Origin of the sequence: Micromonospora sp. KC213 (assembly GCF_004348325.1) — a bacterium.
Classification (GTDB): Bacteria; Actinomycetota; Actinomycetes; order Mycobacteriales; family Micromonosporaceae; genus Micromonospora.
Genome location: NZ_SMKF01000022.1, coordinates 13659 through 31130, shown reverse-complemented (window position 1 = coordinate 31130; position 17472 = coordinate 13659). Strand labels below are relative to the sequence as shown.

At 68.0% G+C, this 17472-nt stretch carries 17 protein-coding genes; 9 read left to right on the top strand and 8 right to left on the bottom strand.

All coding sequences use genetic code 11. The annotated features are described in order from the left end of the window. Positions 1-6: 6 nt before the first annotated feature. Together E1166_RS07975 and E1166_RS07970 are read right to left on the bottom strand one after the other, a co-directional pair. On the bottom strand, positions 7-357 hold the full coding sequence (locus E1166_RS07975; RefSeq protein WP_243710241.1) for a hypothetical protein: 351 nt from the start codon (positions 355-357) through the stop codon (positions 7-9). A gap of 122 nt (positions 358-479) precedes the next feature. After that, positions 480-1178, bottom strand: a complete 699-nt coding sequence (locus E1166_RS07970) for a winged helix-turn-helix domain-containing protein (protein WP_132337110.1) — start codon at positions 1176-1178, stop codon at positions 480-482. A gap of 63 nt (positions 1179-1241) precedes the next feature. On the opposite strand from E1166_RS07970, the gene E1166_RS07965 reads away from it, so the two are divergent. Beyond that, positions 1242-1904, top strand: a complete 663-nt coding sequence (locus E1166_RS07965; protein WP_207914086.1) for a hypothetical protein — start codon at positions 1242-1244, stop codon at positions 1902-1904. Then, entirely contained in the window at positions 1901-2635 is a 735-nt protein-coding gene (locus E1166_RS07960; protein WP_132337108.1) for an isocitrate lyase/phosphoenolpyruvate mutase family protein, read from the top strand. The genes E1166_RS07965 and E1166_RS07960 overlap by 4 nt, the downstream gene beginning before the upstream one ends. Positions 2636-2961: 326 nt before the next feature. Here the strand turns inward: E1166_RS07960 and E1166_RS30795 are convergent, their stop codons facing one another. Continuing rightward, complete coding sequence (locus tag E1166_RS30795; RefSeq protein ID WP_165944277.1) at positions 2962-3138, bottom strand: hypothetical protein; 177 nt, start codon at positions 3136-3138, stop codon at positions 2962-2964. Positions 3139-3450: 312 nt separating this feature from the next. On the opposite strand from E1166_RS30795, the gene E1166_RS07955 reads away from it, so the two are divergent. Together E1166_RS07955 and E1166_RS31465 are read left to right on the top strand one after the other, a co-directional pair. Next, entirely contained in the window at positions 3451-5433 is a 1983-nt protein-coding gene (locus E1166_RS07955) for a translation factor GTPase family protein (RefSeq protein WP_347813014.1), read from the top strand. Between the two features lie 431 nt (positions 5434-5864). Beyond that, on the top strand, positions 5865-6872 hold the full coding sequence (locus E1166_RS31465) for a transposase (RefSeq protein ID WP_207914084.1): 1008 nt from the start codon (positions 5865-5867) through the stop codon (positions 6870-6872). Here E1166_RS31465 and E1166_RS07945 read toward each other — a convergent pair. After that, on the bottom strand, positions 6794-7087 hold the full coding sequence (locus E1166_RS07945) for a nuclear transport factor 2 family protein (RefSeq protein WP_132337104.1): 294 nt from the start codon (positions 7085-7087) through the stop codon (positions 6794-6796). The genes E1166_RS31465 and E1166_RS07945 overlap by 79 nt on opposite strands. 150 nt (positions 7088-7237) lie before the next feature. Between E1166_RS07945 and E1166_RS07940 the strand changes: the two genes are divergently transcribed. Beyond that, positions 7238-7834 carry a TetR/AcrR family transcriptional regulator gene (locus E1166_RS07940; RefSeq protein WP_132337102.1) on the top strand — a complete coding sequence of 199 codons (597 nt, stop codon included), beginning with the start codon at positions 7238-7240 and terminating at the stop codon, positions 7832-7834. A gap of 479 nt (positions 7835-8313) precedes the next feature. Here the strand turns inward: E1166_RS07940 and E1166_RS07935 are convergent, their stop codons facing one another. The 4 genes from E1166_RS07935 to E1166_RS07920 are packed head-to-tail and all read right to left on the bottom strand — an operon-like array spanning position 8314 to position 12481. Beyond that, positions 8314-9552 carry an MFS transporter gene (locus tag E1166_RS07935; protein WP_132337100.1) on the bottom strand — a complete coding sequence of 413 codons (1239 nt, stop codon included), beginning with the start codon at positions 9550-9552 and terminating at the stop codon, positions 8314-8316. 28 nt (positions 9553-9580) lie between these two features. Further along, positions 9581-10387: an ABC transporter ATP-binding protein gene (locus E1166_RS07930; protein ID WP_132337098.1), complete on the bottom strand. Its 807-nt coding sequence runs from the start codon at positions 10385-10387 to the stop codon at positions 9581-9583. Continuing rightward, positions 10387-11466, bottom strand: coding sequence for an iron chelate uptake ABC transporter family permease subunit (locus tag E1166_RS07925; protein WP_243710239.1), 1080 nt, complete (start codon positions 11464-11466; stop codon positions 10387-10389). Before E1166_RS07925 ends, E1166_RS07930 begins: the two co-directional genes overlap by 1 nt. Positions 11467-11497: 31 nt before the next feature. Further along, entirely contained in the window at positions 11498-12481 is a 984-nt protein-coding gene (locus tag E1166_RS07920) for an ABC transporter substrate-binding protein (RefSeq protein ID WP_132337142.1), read from the bottom strand. Positions 12482-12500: 19 nt separating this feature from the next. Here E1166_RS07920 and E1166_RS07915 point away from each other — a divergent pair, with 19 nt between their 5' ends. From E1166_RS07915 to E1166_RS07900, 4 genes are read left to right on the top strand one after another with little or no spacing between them, the layout of a single operon-like run. Beyond that, positions 12501-14078 carry an alanine racemase gene (locus tag E1166_RS07915; RefSeq protein WP_207914080.1) on the top strand — a complete coding sequence of 526 codons (1578 nt, stop codon included), beginning with the start codon at positions 12501-12503 and terminating at the stop codon, positions 14076-14078. A gap of 28 nt (positions 14079-14106) precedes the next feature. Then, positions 14107-15084: an ornithine cyclodeaminase gene (locus E1166_RS07910; protein ID WP_132337096.1), complete on the top strand. Its 978-nt coding sequence runs from the start codon at positions 14107-14109 to the stop codon at positions 15082-15084. Between the two features lie 44 nt (positions 15085-15128). Next, on the top strand, positions 15129-16235 hold the full coding sequence (hisC, locus tag E1166_RS07905; protein ID WP_207914079.1) for a histidinol-phosphate transaminase: 1107 nt from the start codon (positions 15129-15131) through the stop codon (positions 16233-16235). Then, complete coding sequence (locus E1166_RS07900) at positions 16232-17260, top strand: cysteine synthase family protein (RefSeq protein ID WP_132337094.1); 1029 nt, start codon at positions 16232-16234, stop codon at positions 17258-17260. The genes hisC and E1166_RS07900 overlap by 4 nt, the downstream gene beginning before the upstream one ends. Positions 17261-17472 lie beyond the last annotated feature (212 nt).

Here is a 17472-nt window from a genome sequence, read left to right as displayed (position 1 = left end):
TGCGGGTCAGGCAGCGTTGACCCTGGTCACGAGGGTAGCCAGACGCTTGTCGGTCGCGTTGTTGTTCCGCCAGATGATGTAGCGGCGGATCATGCTGCCCTGCGCTTTGTGGATGGGGTGGTCGGTGCCGTCGAGGGCGAAGTAGCGCAGGGCGGTGAACTGCGCCTCGATCCGGTTGAGCCAGGAGCTGTTGGTCCAGGAACTTGGAGCGGTTCTTGGAATGCTTGATGTGGCCGTAGAGCTGGTCCTTGCCCAGGTCGTAGGCGGCGAACAGGTGCCGGACCCCGTGCGGGCGGGTGTAGGTCGCGCGGCGGCGTGGCCGCGGTTCGCGGTCTCGACCGAGCCTGGCCGGGCCACGGTCGTAGGTCAATGGAACAAGTAGCCGATGATCGGGGTGTTTCAGGGCCAGTGTGGTTCTGATGGCGCCTCGCAGGGCGGTCATCTGCGGCGCGTGTTCGTCCGCTGTCTGCGCGCACTCGTCATTTGACGTCGGAAAGTCCCAGAAGGTCGCGCAGCGCCGCCTTGCCGTTCGGGGTAAGCTTCACCGCTCGGCTCGTTCCGATCCGCACCACCCAACCGTTGCCGAGGAACGTCTCACATAGCTTTGCCCCGGCTAACCCGGCGAGGTGCTGCTGCCTCTCCGTCCAGTCGAGACATCCGCGTGCGAGGGGTCGCTTGCTGGTCCGCACATCCTCTGGGCTCAGCCCGAGCGTGTCGGTCAGCCAGGCCAGGCCGGCCGTGGTGAGGGCGAAACCGCCTGTCTGATCCAGCAGCCCCGCCCGGGTCATCGCGTCCGTCACCGCAACGCCGAGCCGTCCGGCGAGGTGGTCGTAGCAGGTGCGGCCGCGTCGAAGGGCCGAGTTGGCGGTCACTGCCCGCAGCCCCCGCGGCGATGTCGGACGGCGCTCGACACGGGCTGCCAGGTCCTCGATAAGCTGCGCGACGGAGGCGCCGGAAAGCTGTACGTATCGGTGACGACCCTGGCGCCGCTCGACGAGCAGCCCGCCGTCGATGAGGCGGTGCAGGTGCTCGGTCGCGGTGGAGGGCGCGACGCGGGTGTGGGCCGCCAACTCGCCCGCGGTCCATGCGCGGCCATCGAGCAGCGCGAGGCACATCGCTGCCCGCGTCTCGTCGGCCAGCAGAGCCGCGAGCGACGCCAGGTCCGAGGCTGAAGTCACCTGCCCAGCCTAGGTCGTTTCCTTTCGGCGGCTGCCGAACGATTGCGGCCGTACCGTCCGCTCATGCAGCAGATCAGCGGCCGCGACGCCGCCTTCGCCGTCCTGAACGACTCGGCCTTCGTGGTGCCGCCGGTCCCATCCGGTTGCGCTGGAGTCGCCTGGCTACGCGCCACGGTCGGCCGGTTCAGCATCGGAGAGGCCCACGAGCGCCGGCGGGCTTTGTCAATCGCAATCCTGGACGCAATCGACCTGGGGTCGCTTCGGAGCTTCGGCCCGATGGACCCGGTGGCGCTCCTCGCCCGCGAAATGGGTGTCGACGAGCCGGTCGTGGACCTAGTGCGCGATGTCGCGCAGGCGTACCAACCCGGTACCGGCGACGATTCCAGGGCAGACGTGGCGGTCGCCCGGCTGGTCGCGCTGTTCGGTGGCGTCTTCGACGAGCCGACCGCTGCCCGCATCGGGGTGCTCGTGCAGGCTTGCGAGCCCACCATGGCCCTGATCAAACGGGCCCGGCACCGACCCGTCGACGAGGTGTTGCGCGATGACCCGCCGGTCCCGGTGACCAAGCGGCAGGCGCTCGTCAGGACCACCGTCGGCGACGTCACGGTCGAAGCCGGCGAGGTGGTGCAGGTGCACCTGAAGGGCGATCTGGCATTCGGGTCCGGGCCACGCCGCTGCCCCGGCCGCGAGCATGCGCTAGCCCTCGTCGAAGGAGCCCTCGCATGAGAGACTTCGCCGCCCTTCACCGTCGCGGCGACCCGCTTATCCTGCCGAACGTGTGGGACGTCGCGTCAGCCCGGTGTCTGGTTAAGGCCGGCTTTCCCGCGCTCGGCACCACCAGCCTCGGCGTCGCGGCCGCGGCCGGTCTGCCCGACGGTGTCAGCGCGGCCGACACCGAGGCGCTGCGCCTCACCCGCAGCCTGGTGAAGCTCCCGGTTCACCTTACCGTCGACATCGAGACCGGTTCGGTCGGCACCGCGGTCGCCGTGGCGGCGACCGGCGCGGTCGGCGTCAACATGGAAGACGCCATGCGGCCAGCCGCGGCGCACGCGGCGTTGATCCGATCAGTGAAGAAGGAGGTTCCGCAACTGTTTGTCAACGCCCGGACCGACACCTATTGGCAGCGTCCCGGTGATTTGGCCGAAACCCTACGCCGGATTCGGCTCTACGCCGACGCCGGCGCCGATGGAGTCTTCATTCCCGGCCTAGCGGAGCCCGCCGACATCGCCGCCGTCGTGGCAGCGGTCGACGTGCCGGTCAATGTCCTGTTCCAGCCCGGCCGATACAACATCGCCGCGCTGGCAAACCTGGGCGTCCGGCGGGTCAGCACGGGCTCCCTGCTCTTTCGCGCCGCCTTGGCCGCGTGCGTGGACACCGCGGTAGCCGTCCGTGACGGCCTCGCCGTACGCCCGAATCTACCGTCCTACGCTCAGGTCAATGTCTGGCCGCCAGAGTGACGCCAGTACCACCGAGCGTTCTATGAGAAAGATCGAACGTCCGCTTGTGCCGGCGGTAATACGCACAGAGGACAAGGCGGAACCTCCCGCCTGCGGCCCGTGGCCCAGCCGTCGATCGAGGTGGTGGCATTGCTCCGCTGGACGCAGAACGGCCCCGCCGGTCACGCGCCGAGATGCTGCTGCACTGCGGGTGCCGACTCCCCCCGTGTCCGCGACCGCACGCGCAACACGATCATCGCGGCCGATCGCTCGATCGCTTCGATCACGACATGGGACATTGCGGAATCAGATTGATCAAAGTGGACAGCACCGCGACGATCCTGGCCTCAGCTGCACGGCGCCCACAAGATCAGCGACAGAGCCAGTACAGGCACACCCGATCTGCTGGAACGGCTCGCCGCGAACGACGTCGATGGCACCGCGTTCGCACGGATCTGGCGTGCGGCCTCGGCCATCTGAGCTGGCAGGAGAGTCACGTCGAGGCTCTGGTCGATATTGACCACGCCGCGCACCGGGAAACGCGCGGCGAATGCGTGGTGCACTGGCCAGCCAGTGCGCTCGGAGCGACGAGATGAGATCCGGGGTGCGAGTCCCGGCAGGGCCCGAGATGGTCGGCGCCGGGTCAGATGCCGAGTGACCTCCGGGGGGCCCGGACGGTGTCGAACAGTTCCTCCGTACGGGACCGAATTCGGTGGCGGCGGTCCCAGCGGCCGTGCAAGCTGGACCTGTTCGCCCTGCAACCGAATGGGCAGGGTGCCCAACCATCAAACCGTGACGAGGAGTGACAATGCGAGCAGCTTCCACGCTCCGGACCCTTGCCCGTCCTACCGTGGAGTCCTGCCTTGGCCTTGTTGAACCTAGGAATCGTCGCCCATGTTGACGCTGGAAAGACCAGCCTGACCGAACGCCTGCTCTACGAGGCAGGCGCCGTGTCCCAGCTCGGGAGCGTCGACGCCGGCACGACGCGGACCGACTCGATGGAGTTGGAGCGCCGGCGCGGCATCACCATCCGGGCGGCCGTCGCGTCGATCGCCATCGGTGATCTGAGCATCAACCTGCTGGACACGCCCGGCCATCCCGATTTCATCGCGGAGGTCGAGCGGTCGCTGGCCGTGCTCGATGCCGCCGTGCTGGTGGTGTCGAGCGTCGAGGGGGTCCAGCCGCAGACCGTCGCCCTCTGGCGGGCGCTGCGCCGCATCGGCGTACCGACGGTGTTCTTCCTGAACAAGGTGGACCGCCGCGGCGCCGACATCGACCGGGTAATGGCCCAGGTACGCCAGCGTCTCGGCGCGCGTCCGGTCCTGCTCACCACGGTCACCGGCCAGGGCGGGCGCGACGCCCGGGTGCGGGCCGTCGGCCTCGACGCCGAACCGGTGCTGGAGGCAGTCGCGGAGGTCGACGACGCGGTGGCGGCGCGGTGGCTGACGGACCAGCCGGTACGCGTCCGCGACGTCCGGCGTGCGCTACGGAACGCAGTGCGCCGCACCGACCTCACCCCGGTGGCGTGCGGCTCGGCGATCACCGGAGCAGGCGTGCGGCAGCTGTGCCACTTCCTCGCCGACCTGTTGCCGCGCGGCGAGGAACAGGACGGTCCGCTGGCGGGCACGGTCTTCGCCGTCGACCGGGACGGCCACGGCCGGCGGGCCTGGCTGCGATTGTGGTCTGGGCGTCTACGCGTACGGGATCGGGTGCAGCTCGGCGGAGCCCGCACCCAGACGGTGACCCAGATCGCCGTCATCGAGCCCGAAGGCATTCTGGTGCGCCCCTCGGTCTCCGCCGGCCAGATCGCCGCGGTGCGCGGCGTGTCGGCCCGGATCGGCCAGCACATCGGGGACCCGCCGCGGCGGCACGGCTACCGATTCCCGCCGCCGACCCGGCAGGCGGTTGTCGAGCCGGTCGAGCCGGCGCAGCGGTTGGCGATGTTCGCCGGCCTGGCCGAGCTGGCCGACGAGGACCCGCTGGTGGACCTGCGGCTCGACGAGCAGCAGGCGGAGGCGGTGATCCGCCTGCACGGGGAGGTCCAGCAGGAGGTGCTCGCCGCCCTTCTGGAGCACCGGTACGGCGTCCGGGTGCGTTTCTCCGGCACGCTGACGGCCTGCATCGAACGGGTCGCCGGCACCGGAGCAGCCGAGGAGCGGGTGCACGAGCGCGGCAACCCGTATCTGGCCGGGCTCGGGTTGCGGATCGAGGCCGCCCCGATCGGGCACGGCATCGAGTTTCGTCCCGGTATCGAACCCGGCCGGCTGCCGCCGGCGTTCGTGGCCGCCGCGGAAGAGGGCGTGCGGGCCGCACTCCGACAGGGCCGCCACGGCTGGCCGGTCACCGACTGTGTGGTCACCATGATGGCTTCGCGGTACTGGCCTCGGCAGAGCAAGCCGCACCAGAAGTTCGACAAGTCGGTTTCGACCGTCGCGGCGGACTTTCGCAATCTCGCCCCGGTCGTGGTCACCGCAGCGCTGAAACGGGCCGGTACCCGGGTGTGCCAACCGATCGAGCGGTTCGACGTGAACCTTCCCCAGCACACGGTGGAGACGGTGCTGGCGTTGCTCGGCCGGCTGGGAGCGGTGGTTGACGACACCGCTGTCGCCGGCGGGTACCTCGAGGTGAGCGGCACCCTGCCGTCATCCCGGGTGCCGCAGGTCGTCGCCGGTCTTCCCGACCTCACCGGCGGCGAGGCGGTCCTGACCACCATCTTCGACCACTACGCGCCGGTCACCGGTGAGGACCCGCCGACCTTGCCTCGGCGCGGACCTGACCCGGGCGACCGGGAGGCGTGGTTCCGTGCCGTACCGCGGTAGGCCGGTCGAGACGTCGCGGGATGCCCACCGGTCCTGCTGCCGGGGGGTCGACGGGTCAAGCATGCCGGCCTCCCTCCCACGCGACCGGTCGCGGCCCTGCCCCGGCACCGGCCCTTCGGGGTCGAAAGCCGTCGGTCCGTCGCCGGCAGCGTGGCGAGTACGACGATTGAGCGTGCACCGTCGTGGACGCGCCGGATGCCTCGGTGCTGATTCATGTTCGGCGGTGAAGCCGGAGGCCACCGAATTGATCTTGAGGTGCGCCAGCCGCGCGACACGGGTCCAGGCATGTCTTGATCCCGTGATTGCGCCAGGAACGATCATGCAATCAGCGCGCGATCACGATGTGTCGTGGCCGGTGGCCGGTGGCCGCGTCAGCGTTCACCACTCACGCCAAGGCGGTGCTGCCGTCCGAGCCTGGGCCGGTGTGTGCGTTGGGTATCGACGAGATCCGCCGAGGCCGTCCCCAGTTCGAGTGGGACGAGACCACCAACAGGTGGCGCACTGCGGTCGACCGGTGGCACGTCGGGTTCGTGGACCTCACGGGCGGCCAGGGTCTACTCGGGCAGGTCGAAGGCCGCACCGCCCAGGTGGTCATCGACTGGCTGGCCGACCGTGATCCGGCTTGGCGAGCGCAGATCCGCTACGTCGCGATCGACATGTCCACGATTTTCAAGTCCGCGGTGAGGCGGGCGTTGCCGGACGCCATCCTGGTCGTCGACCACTTCCACCTCGTTCAACTGGCCAACCAGACCGTCACCGAGGTCCGCCGTCGCGTCACCGTGCAGCAACGTGGCCGACGCGGCCGCAAAGGCAACCGGGAATGGGAAGTGCGCAACCGGCTCACCCGCTCCGCCGTACGGGTGCGTGGCGAGCACGTCGACGCCCTGGTCGATGACCTGTCCGCCTTACCGACGCCGATCAGCGCCCCGATCCTGGCCGCGTGGAACGCCAAGGAAGACCTCCTCGACCTGCTCGCCACCGCTCGCACCCACCCCGACCGCGAACAGATCTGCCGACTGTTGTATCGGTTCTACCGCCGTTGCGCCGAAGCCGACGTGCCCGAGTTCGAGCGCCTCGCCACCACTGTCGAAGTGTGGTGGCCCGCAGATTCTCGCGTTCCTGCACGTCGGCATCACCAACGCCGGCTCCGAAGGCACCAACCGAGTGATCAAACCGTCGCCCGCGACGCCTACGGCTTCCGCAACCCCAACAACCAGCGCTTACGCACCCGCCGCGCCACCAGTCGCAAAGCACGCCGACACCTCAACGCCCGCTACGTTCAAGCCAGAGCCCCAATCGGGCGGGCGCGAACCTCACTGAGGTCATCACCGTCGAGGCGCCGCTTGACGTACCTGTGGAACTATTCGGCTGGGATCGTCCGGGTGGCTTGGATGGCGCGGCGCAGCCGACCGTCGGCAGCCAACTCCCCGAACATGTAGATCTCCGTGGTGATGGTGCCGCCCTTACGCAGCTCCGCGATGAGCCGGTACCGGGCGGCGACCTGGTCGCCGTCCACCAGCGCCTGCTCCACCTCGACACGGAGACCATCTGCCCGTTTGCGGGCCGGACGGATGTGATCCAGCAGCCGCTTCCGGTCCAGCAGCACACCGTCGTTGACCAGCTCATAGTCCGGCGTGTGGTAACGGTCAAGCACGGTCGCCGGATCCTAGTCGCCCAGCCCTGCCTCCTGCGGATAGCGCATTAGATAGCTGGTCAGATCGGTACGGGGCGTCATTTGATCTCCCTGAAACGACTTATCTTTGACAGGGTGTCTACGATAATCTAGCGCGGTAGGTTAGACAACATGTCAGAGATAACAGGTGGTCGGCGCCGACGGCGGCGTTCGGACGCCGCACGCAGCGCCGCCGCTGTACTCGACGCCGCCGTCCAGGTCCTCGGTCGGCATCCGGACGCGAAGGTGGAACAGGTCGCCGCCGCAGCTGGCGTCACCCGCCAAACCGTGTACGCCCACTACCCGTCCCGGCCGCTGCTGGTGGCCGCGGTCATCGACCGCATCACCACCGAAGCCGTCGCCGCCCTCGACGCCGCTGACGTTGACAGCGGCACCGTCACCGAGGCGCTGCTGCGCTGGCTGGACGTCACCTGGCGGCTGTTCGACCGGTACCCGCTGCTCCGGCACCCCTCGGTGACCACGATTGAGCAGGCAGACTCCGACCTCCAGCATGCCGCAGTCATCGAGCGCCTGGAGCGGCTGATCAGGCGTGGCCAGGCCACCGGCGAGTTCGACGACACCCTCAGCCCGGCCTGGTTGGTCTCCGCGACCATCGCGCTCGGACATGCAGCCGGCGGCGAGGTCGCCGCCGGCCGCATGACCACCGCGCAGACGGCGGCAGCGCTGCGCCACAGCATCCTGCGCGTGTACGGCGCCCGCGAGCCCTGATCAGCGACGGTCTCCTGCCACTCCCGTTTCCGCTCGATGTTGATCGGTGCACCGAGCCCGCCAACATACGAACCCCAGGCAGTCCTGCGCACCGGGATCACCAACGCCGGTCCGAAGGCGTCAACCGCGTGATCAAAACAGTCGCCCCGCGACGCCTACGGCTTTCGGAACCCGGTCAACCAGCGGCTACGAACCCGAACCGCCACCACCCGCAAAGCCCGCGGACACCTCGACCCCCGCTAACTTCGTAGAGCCCCCTTACAAGCGAGCCGCACCCGTTGGCGTAGACGCACACGTTGATTCGCCTGTTGTCGGGAGCGTTACGCGGTAACGCTTCCGACAACCATCTCTGCGGACCGAGTTCGGCCCGGGCTCCGTCAACGCGCGAGGCGCAGCCCGGGCCATGACTCGTTAGCTCAGACCTCGGCCGGTGATCGCGCTGAACATCCCGCCGAGCCGCTGTGCATGCGTAACAAGCATCATGCGTTCGGTTCTTCTTGACGCACTGTGAAGCCTCGGGACGAGGGGACCATCGCCGCAGCCGCTGGGGCGGCGAAGCACACCACCGCGCAGACGGCCAGAACCGCGGTTGCGCCGAACTGATCGATCGCGGGTGCGATGAGCGCAAGACCGACCGGCGCGAGTCCGTAGGAGAGCAGGAAGTCAAGTGAGGACACCCGGGCAAGTTTGGTGGGCTCGACCTCGCGCTGGGTGGCGGTGAACCAGGGAACGTTGAACAGCTCGATGCCAATGCCGGCGAGCACATACGCGGCGAAGATCACTGCGGGGTGCACCGGCAGCAGCAGGCTCAGCGGCACGAGTCCGTAGAGCGCAAGCCCGGCCAGCGCGGACCAACCCTGGGCCCGGGGTCGCCATCTGGCGATGATCATGGCACCGACGAGGGCACCGATTGTGTAGGTGGTCATCGCGGCGGCCAGCACGGCCTCGCTGCCATAGCGGTCTCGGCTGACTAGAGGCAGGACCACAAAGGTGGCCGAGTACCCGGTGGCGATCACCGCAGTCAACGCGGCGAGGCCAGCGACGAACCAGCGATGCCTACGGGCCTCACGGACTCCATCGGCAAAGTCGGCCAGGATGCTCGGCCTGGTGGTGGAGGGTTCGGGCGAGCCGTTTCCGGCGGGTGGGATCAGCGCGGCCGCCAACCACAGGGCGCCGACGCCCCACAGCAGCACCGGAGTGGAGACAACCACGGCGAGCAGCGCGGTGAGCGTCGGCGCCACCAGGGTGGTGACCCGGACCGCGAGGGTGATCGCGGCGTTGGCCTTCTGCCTCTGTGGCTCGGCGACCACCTCGGCGGTCAGTGCCTGGAAAGCCGGGCGGCACGCGCCCTGCCCAGCGCCCGTCAGGAACGCCGCAGCTGCGGCCACCAACAGTGACCGATCCAGACTCATCGCCATGACGGGTGCGGCGAGGGCGGCCATCAGCCCGGACCAGAGCACCGTCTGCCTTCGGGAGTACCGGTCGGCCAGCACACCGGCGACCGGAACGGCGGCGAGAAAACCCACTGTGCGCGTGGCCAGGAGGACTCCGAGCCCGACCCCGCTCAGCGACCGGTCGAGGACTGCCAGACCGAGGATGAACGGAAGTGCCCACGTCGCCACGCCGGAGGCCATCGTGCCGGTCCAGAGTCGGACGAAGGACGGGCTTCGCAGCAGAGGGGTCGGCGCGGGAGGGACCGCCACGGCGTTGTCAAGCATGTGTATCGTTCTCCAGTCACGGATGACGTCAACCCGCGATGGCTGTCGCGTCAGCCGTTCGCGGGGCGGTAGCAGCCAGGTAGGTGATGCGGAGAGTGCCCGCGGTGGGCTCACGGTCGACGAGTACCTCCACGCCGTAGACCGACTTGATCAGTTCGGTGGTAAGCACCGCCTCGGGTGTGCCGGCGGCGACCACCTGCCCGTGGTCCAGGACGACGACGTGGTGGCAATAGCGCGCAGCGAGGTTGAGGTCGTGCAGGGCGACGACGCAGGTGACCTTCAGTGATCCCAGCAGGTCGAGCAGTTCGAGCTGGTAGCGGATGTCGAGATGATTGGTGGGTTCGTCGAGCAGGATCTCCCGAGGCTCCTGAGCGAGGGCACGGGCGAGTTGAGTGCGTTGTTTCTCCCCTCCCGACAGGGTGTGCCAGCTCTGGCGCTGCCTGTCGGTGATCCCGACCCGTTCCAGTGCCGCATCGATGATCCGCTGATCGTGCTCGGTCAGCGCGTCAAAGCGACCACGGAACGGTGTGCGGCCGAGCTCGACGACCTGCCGGACGCTGACATGGTTGTGGGCGGTCACGTCCTGCTCGACGACGGCGAGCCGCCGGGCGAGTACACGGCGGCTCAGGTCGCGCAGGCTGGTGTCGTCGTATCGGACGGTGCCGGTGTCGGGGCGGCGCAATCCGGCGAGCAGGCGCAGCAGGGTCGACTTGCCCGAGCCGTTGGGGCCGAGCAGACCGACGATTTTCCCGTCGTGGGCCGCCATCTCGATGGTGTCCAGCAGCCGGTGGCCCTTGACCGACCAGGAGAGCTCGGTGGCGTTGATGCGGCCCATCAGGACTCCAGACGCTTGAGGACCAGCGCGAAGGCCGGCGCACCGAGAAGCGCGGTGATGACGCCGGCGGGTAGTTCGTGGGGCGTGAACGCGGTCCGGGCGAACGTGTCGACCCAGATGAGCAGGATGGCGCCGCCGAGCGCGGACAGGGGAAGCAGCGAGCGGTGCATCGGGCTGGCCAGGATGCGAACGGCGTGCGGGACCAGTAGCCCGACAAATCCGATTGCGCCGGAGGCTGCCACGGCGGCCGCCGTGATGAGAGAGGTCAGTACCATCAGCCAGATGCGGACCGCTGTGACATTGACTCCCAGGGCGGCGGCGGAGTCCCAGCCGAACGTGAAGGCGTCCAGGGCCGGTGCGAAGAACTGGATGGCGAGCACACCGATGAGAATGATGACGATGGTGTAGGTCACCCCCTGCCATCTGGCGCCCGAGAATGTGCCGAGCAGCCAGTAGGTGAAGCCCCGGGTGGAGTTCGCATCTCCGCTGATCATGAGGATGAGCGAGGTGACCGCGGCGAAGAACTGGGACACGAGCACGCCGGTGAGCACCACCCGGGTGGGGCTGGCGACGCGCCCCCCGCCGAGCAGTAGCAGCAGCAGGCCGAAAGCGACCAGACCACCGACGAAAGCTCCGGTCGACAGCGATATGCCTCCGCCGATACCCAGCAGGAGAACGGCTACCGCGCCGGTCGAGGCCCCGGAGGAGACCCCCAGCAGGTAGGGGTCGGCCAGGGGGTTCCTGGTGATGGCTTGCAGCACCGCACCCGACACCGCCAGTGCCGCGCCGACGGCGGCGGACAGCAGCACGCGCGGGAAGCGTGACTCCCAGATCAGGGCGTCCAGCAGTCTTGGCAGCGGCGGGGTCGGGGCGAGCTCGCCCAGGCCGACATGCCGCAGGATCGTGGAGACGACATCGAGGTGATCGATGTTCGCGCTCCCGAACAGGGACGCTGCGACGATCGACACCAGCAGCCCGGCTGCGGCCATGAGGAAGGTGACAGCTGCCGGGGCGCGCCGCAGACGCGGCGGAGCCGTCTCGTGGCCCGCGCTCGAGTTCGCGGCGCGCCCGGCGGGCATGCGCAGATTCGTTTTCATGTCTGTCGGCTGCTCATCGGAACTTGTTCAGGCCTTCGACCAGGGCGGGAACGATGTACGCGCTGCCGTAGGAGGGATCCATCTGAGCGCCGGGGATGGTGATGAACCGGTCGCCTGTGACCGCGCCGAGCTTGCTGGTGAGCGGGTCCTTCTTGAGGAGGTCGATCTTTTCTGCCGCAGTGTCGTTGGGCTCACCCCTGGTCAGATCGGCCAGGATGATGACGTCGGGATTGCGGGCGGCGACCTCGTCCCAGCTCACCTCGGCCCATTTGGTCTTCGCGTCGTCGAAGATGTTTTTGACCCCGACGAGCTCGGAGATGTGCTGCGGCAGACCGCCGGGACCCGCTGCCCAGGGAGTGCCGTCGTAGGTGGAGTAGAACCACAACACCTTCAACGGGGTGTCCCGATTTTCGACGGCACCCAGCGCCTTCTCCACCAGGGCCTTCTGTTCGGTCGCCAGCTTCTCGCCCGCATTCGGAACGTTGAAGATCTTGGCCAGGTCGCGGTACTCATCAAACAGCATGTCGAAGTTCGCGCCCGCCACGGTGGCGTGCAGGGTGCAGTCGAGTTCGGTGATGTAGGTCGGCACGCCCAGGTCGTGCAGCTGCTTCCGGTCGCCGGCCTGCGCCGGGGTGAGGAAGCTTCCGAAGTTGGTGTAGACGAACTCCGGCTGTGCCTCCAGCAGCTTCTCGTGCTTGACCGGCTGTCCGTGCGGGGACAGTTGCGGGATCTTCCTATACTGCTCGGCCATCTCGGCGGGTGGCTTGTAGATCTCGTAACCCGATCCGACGACCCGGTCGCCCACCCCGATTTTGATGAGGATCTCGGCTGCCGTCTGGTTCAGCGTGACGGCCCGCTGCGGTGCCGCCTTGATGGTCACGTCGGTGCCGCAGTTCTTCATGGTGAGCGGGTAGGTCGTCCCACCAGGCCCCGTTGACGCCGCCGGAGCGGACGCGCCGGGAGGCTCGCCGTTCGAGCACCCCGCGAGGACCAGCATCGCCGCGGTAACCACAACTTTGATACCCGTTCTCGTTTTCATCAGTGGCAGGCTAGCAGCCCGCGCGGGCACAGCGAAGAGCCACGACGGGGTGATCCCATCCATGATGATCAAGGTTTCCCTCCATGGGGGTTGCGGCAGATCAGTGATCAACATCGATCAGCTATTGCAAATGGTTATCACCTCTAGTAGACACGTTGGCGTGACCACGTCGCAATCAGTAACTGAAACGCTGCTGACCGGAGTGCAACCCTTCACACTCACCGCCCTTCGGCATCCCACGGTCTCCACGCTTCTGGACGGCTACCGAGCCCTGCTTGCCGAGCTCCTGGACGGCCTGGGATCACCGCTGCACGTCGTGCTGCCGGAGGTCTTCGAGGAGAACATCGCAGCCCTTCGGCAGGCGTTCGCTGAGACGGGCGCCGATGTCGACATCCTGTTCGCCAAGAAGGCGAACAAGGCCGACTGCTTCGTCCGGTCGGCCGCCGCGGCCGGGGTCGGGGTCGATGCCGCCAGTACCGCCGAACTGGTCAAAGCCCTGGCCGGCGGCGTGCCCGGACAACGGATCGGCATCTCCGGCCCGGAGAAGGACGACACTCTGCACACTCTCGCCGTCCAGCACGACTGCCTGGTCGCCGTCGACTCGATCAGCGAACTGCGCCGGCTGGCCGCCACCGCGCGGCTCGCGCATCGACAGGTCAGGGTGCTACTGCGTGCTCGGACCGGGAGCCAGCCGGGAAGTCGCTTCGGCATGGCCGCAGCCGAGCGTGACGCGGCAGTCGATCAGTGTTTGGAGCTCATCGAACACGTGAGCCTCCGCGGATTCTCGTTCCACCTGAACGGTTACTCGCCCGAGGAACGGGCGATGGCGGCGAACGAGATGATCGAGTACTGCCTCGACGCCAGACGGCGCGGTATGCAGTCGGCCGATCTGGTCAACATCGGCGGCGGTCTACCCATGCGCTACGTCGATCCGCGGCTCTGGGACGAGTTCCTTCAGCAGAACGAGCCGGCCCACTACCACGGGACCAAGACCTCCAGGGGCCTGTACTTCTATCCGTACGGAGGACTGCCCACCACCCAGGCCGCGCGCACGATCATGACCCATCCCGTCGACGGCAACGAGAGCCTGTCGGCGAAGGCAGTACGCACCGGCATCCGCTTCGTCGTCGAGCCGGGCCGCTCGCTGTTGGACCAGGCCGGCTTCACCGTGTTCCGCGTGCAACAGGTCGAAGACCGGCGGGACACCGACGGGTACGCGATCGCCACCGTCGCGGGCAACAGCCTGAGCCTCTGCGAACAGTGGTTCAACACCGACTACCTCCCGGACCCCGTTCTGCTCTCCGCTCAGTCCGTTGCCGACGAGGAGTTCCCGGCCTGCGTCGCCGGCTCGACCTGTCTGGAGAACGACATGGTGACCTGGCGGAAGATCGGGTTCCCCCGGCCGGTACGCCCCGGTGACCACCTGGTCTACCTCAACACCGCCGGCTACCACTCGGACTTCCTCGAATCCCGGTTCCACGACACCGCGCTGCCATTGAAAGCGGTCCTCCGGCTCGGTGACGGATCACCGCGCTGGCGACTGGACGGAATCTGAGCCGCCTCGAAACGAAGGAGAACCTCGCATGTCACAGAGCTACGCCGCCCCCGGACAGCTGTGGTTGTTGCCGCAGTCGGAGCAGGAAGGGCTGAACTTCGACTACCGGCAGGTGCTCGATGTCGTCGAGGGCGCCTACCGCGCTCTGCGGGAGAACGGGTCGAACAACCCGGTGAAGACGGTCATCGAGGACCCGGACGATCACTCGCTCAGCTACTCGATGGTGGCCCGGGACGGCGGCACCAACACCGTGTGTTTCAAGGCCGTCTACGAGTTCGACCCGAGCCGCCGACGCGATGACTACCGGTTCCACTCGTTCATCTTCATCGCCGACGACACCACCGGGGCTCCCATCGCACTGATGGACGTGGTGAAACTGGGGCCGTTGCGGTCGTCGGCCAGCAGCGCGTTGTTCGCCCGTGCGGCCTGCCCGGACGCTCGCAGCGCACTGGTCATCGGCACCGGCGTCCAGGGGCAGATGGCCCTGCCGATGCTGGTCGCGGCGCTTCCGGAGCTGGAGCGGTTGCAGGTGTGCGGCACCTATCCCGACGGTCTGCGGGCCGTTCAGGACAGTGTCGAGGGCCGCGAGGTCGAGATCGTGGACGACCTCCAGAAAGCCGCGGGCGAAGCGGACATCCTGATCGGCGCCTCCGGTCTGTCCGTGACGAAGGTGGTCCAGCGGGACTGGGTGAAACCAGGATCGATCTCCGTCCTGCTCGGCTACGGCGTGCACGACGTGTTCCACGGCGCCGACTACCGAATCGCCACCGACATCACGCAGATGCAGGTCACCTGCGGCAAACTGCGAGGCCCGGACGGCAGCCTGCCCCCGATCGACGGCGAACTACCCGACATCCTGCTCGGCCGGACACCGGCCCGGCGCGATCCCGGCGATGTGGTCTTTGCCTACAACAGCGGCATGGCGGTCACCGACGCCGCGCTGGGCCGGTACATCGCCGACCTCGCCCTGGCGGCCGGGCGCGGACAGCGGGTCGACTTCTGGTGAGCGCGGTCGAGGCCGGTGCCATGGCGCCGGCAACCTCGGCATCCGTGGTGCGCCGGGTGGTGGCGGGCCTGCCCGCCTACGATCCCGGCGCCGACCCGGATGCGGTTGCCGCCCTCAGCGGCGCCGCCCACGTCATCAAGCTGTCCAACAACGAGAGCCCGTTCGGCGTCTCTCCGGCGGTGACCGAGGCGGTGCGCCTGCGCCTGGCCACGGGAATCTCCCGCTATCCCGACCCCACTGGCAAACGACTGGCGGAGGCCATCGGGGAGAGCCTGGCGGTGCCTGCCGAGCGTGTCATTCTCGGCAACGGTTCGGAGAACATCCTGGAGCTGCTGTGCCAGGCGGTACTCGATCCGGGCGACCTGGTGACCACCCAGGCACCCGGGTTCAGCCTGCACGAGATCTTTCCCCGCATGGTGGGCGGCCGGGTCGAGAAGGTCCCGGTCACCGCGGAGTTCGGGTTCGACGCGTCCGCCTGGCGTGACGCGCTGGCCGCGGGCCCGAAAATGGTCTTCCTCGCCAATCCCTGCAATCCGACCGGCGCGATGCTCAGCGTCGGCGAGCTGGAGCACATCGTGGCCGACACCCCGGAGTCGGCCCTGCTGGTGCTCGACGAGGCGTACTGCGAGTTCGCCCGGCCCCACCCAAGCTACCCCGACGGGCTGGCGGTGCTGCGCGAACAGGACCGGCCGTGGATCGTCTTGCGCACCTTCTCCAAGGCGTACGGCCTGGCGGGAATCCGGGTGGGATACGGCGTCGCTTCCGACGCCGCTCTGGTCCAGGCACTGGACCGGGTTCGCGCGCCCTACAACGTCAACCAGCTGGCCCAAGACGCGGCCATCGCCGCGCTCGGTGACCATGCGCACCTGGCGGAGACCGTCCGCCGGACCAGCCTCGAGATCGCCCGGGTCACGGACCAGTTGCGCGAAGCGGACTTCCGCGTAGCACCGTCGTCGGCCAACTTCGTGTTCATCGACACGGGGCGCCGCTCCGACTGGGTGGCCCAGGAGTTGCACCGCGTCGGAATCGTCGTCAAGGCCTGGCGTGAGCCGGGATACGAGAACTTCATCCGAGCCTCCTTGTCACTTCCCGAGGACAACGACGTCTTCCTGCGCTGTCTGATGCAAATCTGTGCGAAGGGTGAGCAATGATCAGCGACAAGGTATCCGATCTGATCGGGCGGACGCCGCTGCTCAGATTGTCGGTACCGGACGGGGCGGGCACCGTCCTGCTCAAGATGGAGCAGTACAACCCCACCGGTACCGCCAAGATCCGGATGGCCAGGAACATGGTGGACGAGGCCGAGGAACAGGGACTGCTCACCCCTGGCGGGTGGCTGGTCGAGGCCACCTCCGGCAACACCGGGATCGGCCTGGCGCTCATCGCCGCCGAACGCGGCTACAAGTTCACCGCCGTGGTGGACAACCACTCCAGTGTCGACAAGCTGCGCGCGATGCTCGCCTACGGTGCCGAGCTGCTCAATGTCGGTGGAGACGACGACGGACTGGCCACCGCGAAGCGCTACGCCACGGCTCGTCGACTCGCGGCCGAACATGGCGCGTACTGCACCTCACAGGACAGCAACCCGGGAAACCCGAACGGTTACCGGCCACTTGCCCGCGAGTTGTACGACGATGTGGGCGAAGACATCCACTACCTGTACGGGGCAGTCGGTACCGGCGGATCGCTCTGCGGCACCGGCCGTGTCCTGCGGGAGCACATCCCGGATCTGAAGATCATCGGTGTCGAGCCGGTGGGCTCCGTCAACTTCGGCGGGGAGGAGGCGCCGTACCACCAGTCCGGCACCGGGACGCCGGTGGTCTCGGAGATCTGCGACACCCTTGATTACCGCCTGATCGACGAGGGGATCAAGGTCAGCGACTCGGAAGCCTTCGAAACCTGCCGTTACCTTGCCCGGAATTTCGGCATCCTCGTCGGCGGCTCGGCGGGCGGCGTGGTTTACAAGGCGCTGGAGCGAGCGCAGAGCGTAGGGCCGGAGACCACCATCGTCGCGCTGGTGTGCGACGGCGGTGAGAAGTACCTCGACACCGTGTTCAACGACGAGTGGATGGCGGCCAACGGCTTGTTCGACGCGCAGGTCGTCGACCGGCTCGCTTCGATGCTGCGCTGCGCCCCGGCCGGCCAAATCAGGAAGACATCCGCGCGGGTGCGCTGAACCGCCGGCGTTCACCGTGGGGGTGGCCGACCCTCCGCCACCGTTCCGTCTGAAAAGATAACCGTTTCCGTTATGGTCAGTGACAGCAGGAGCCGGCGCGCAGTGGCATCGCTCGGGCAACGCCTCTCGGTCCGGTCTCCTGCTGTCGGCGAGTTCATCAGTGTGGAGGGGTCGGCGTGTGGTCGACGGTAAAGTTGTTCCTGGGCCTGCGT

Bases quoted from the DNA above. Each gene is read 5' to 3' on its own strand.
- E1166_RS07935 (WP_132337100.1), bottom strand. From the start codon at position 9,552: ATGCTTGACAACGCCGTGGCGGTCCCTCCCGCGCCGACCCCTCTGCTG.
- E1166_RS07940 (WP_132337102.1), top strand. From the start codon at position 7,238: ATGTCAGAGATAACAGGTGGTCGGCGCCGACGGCGGCGTTCGGACGCC.
- E1166_RS07910 (WP_132337096.1), top strand. From the start codon at position 14,107: ATGTCACAGAGCTACGCCGCCCCCGGACAGCTGTGGTTGTTGCCGCAG.
- E1166_RS07960 (WP_132337108.1), top strand. From the start codon at position 1,901: ATGAGAGACTTCGCCGCCCTTCACCGTCGCGGCGACCCGCTTATCCTG.
- E1166_RS07965 (WP_207914086.1), top strand. From the start codon at position 1,242: ATGCAGCAGATCAGCGGCCGCGACGCCGCCTTCGCCGTCCTGAACGAC.
- E1166_RS07900 (WP_132337094.1), top strand. From the start codon at position 16,232: ATGATCAGCGACAAGGTATCCGATCTGATCGGGCGGACGCCGCTGCTC.
- E1166_RS07920 (WP_132337142.1), bottom strand. From the start codon at position 12,481: ATGCTGGTCCTCGCGGGGTGCTCGAACGGCGAGCCTCCCGGCGCGTCC.
- E1166_RS07925 (WP_243710239.1), bottom strand. From the start codon at position 11,466: ATGCCCGCCGGGCGCGCCGCGAACTCGAGCGCGGGCCACGAGACGGCT.
- E1166_RS07930 (WP_132337098.1), bottom strand. From the start codon at position 10,387: ATGGGCCGCATCAACGCCACCGAGCTCTCCTGGTCGGTCAAGGGCCAC.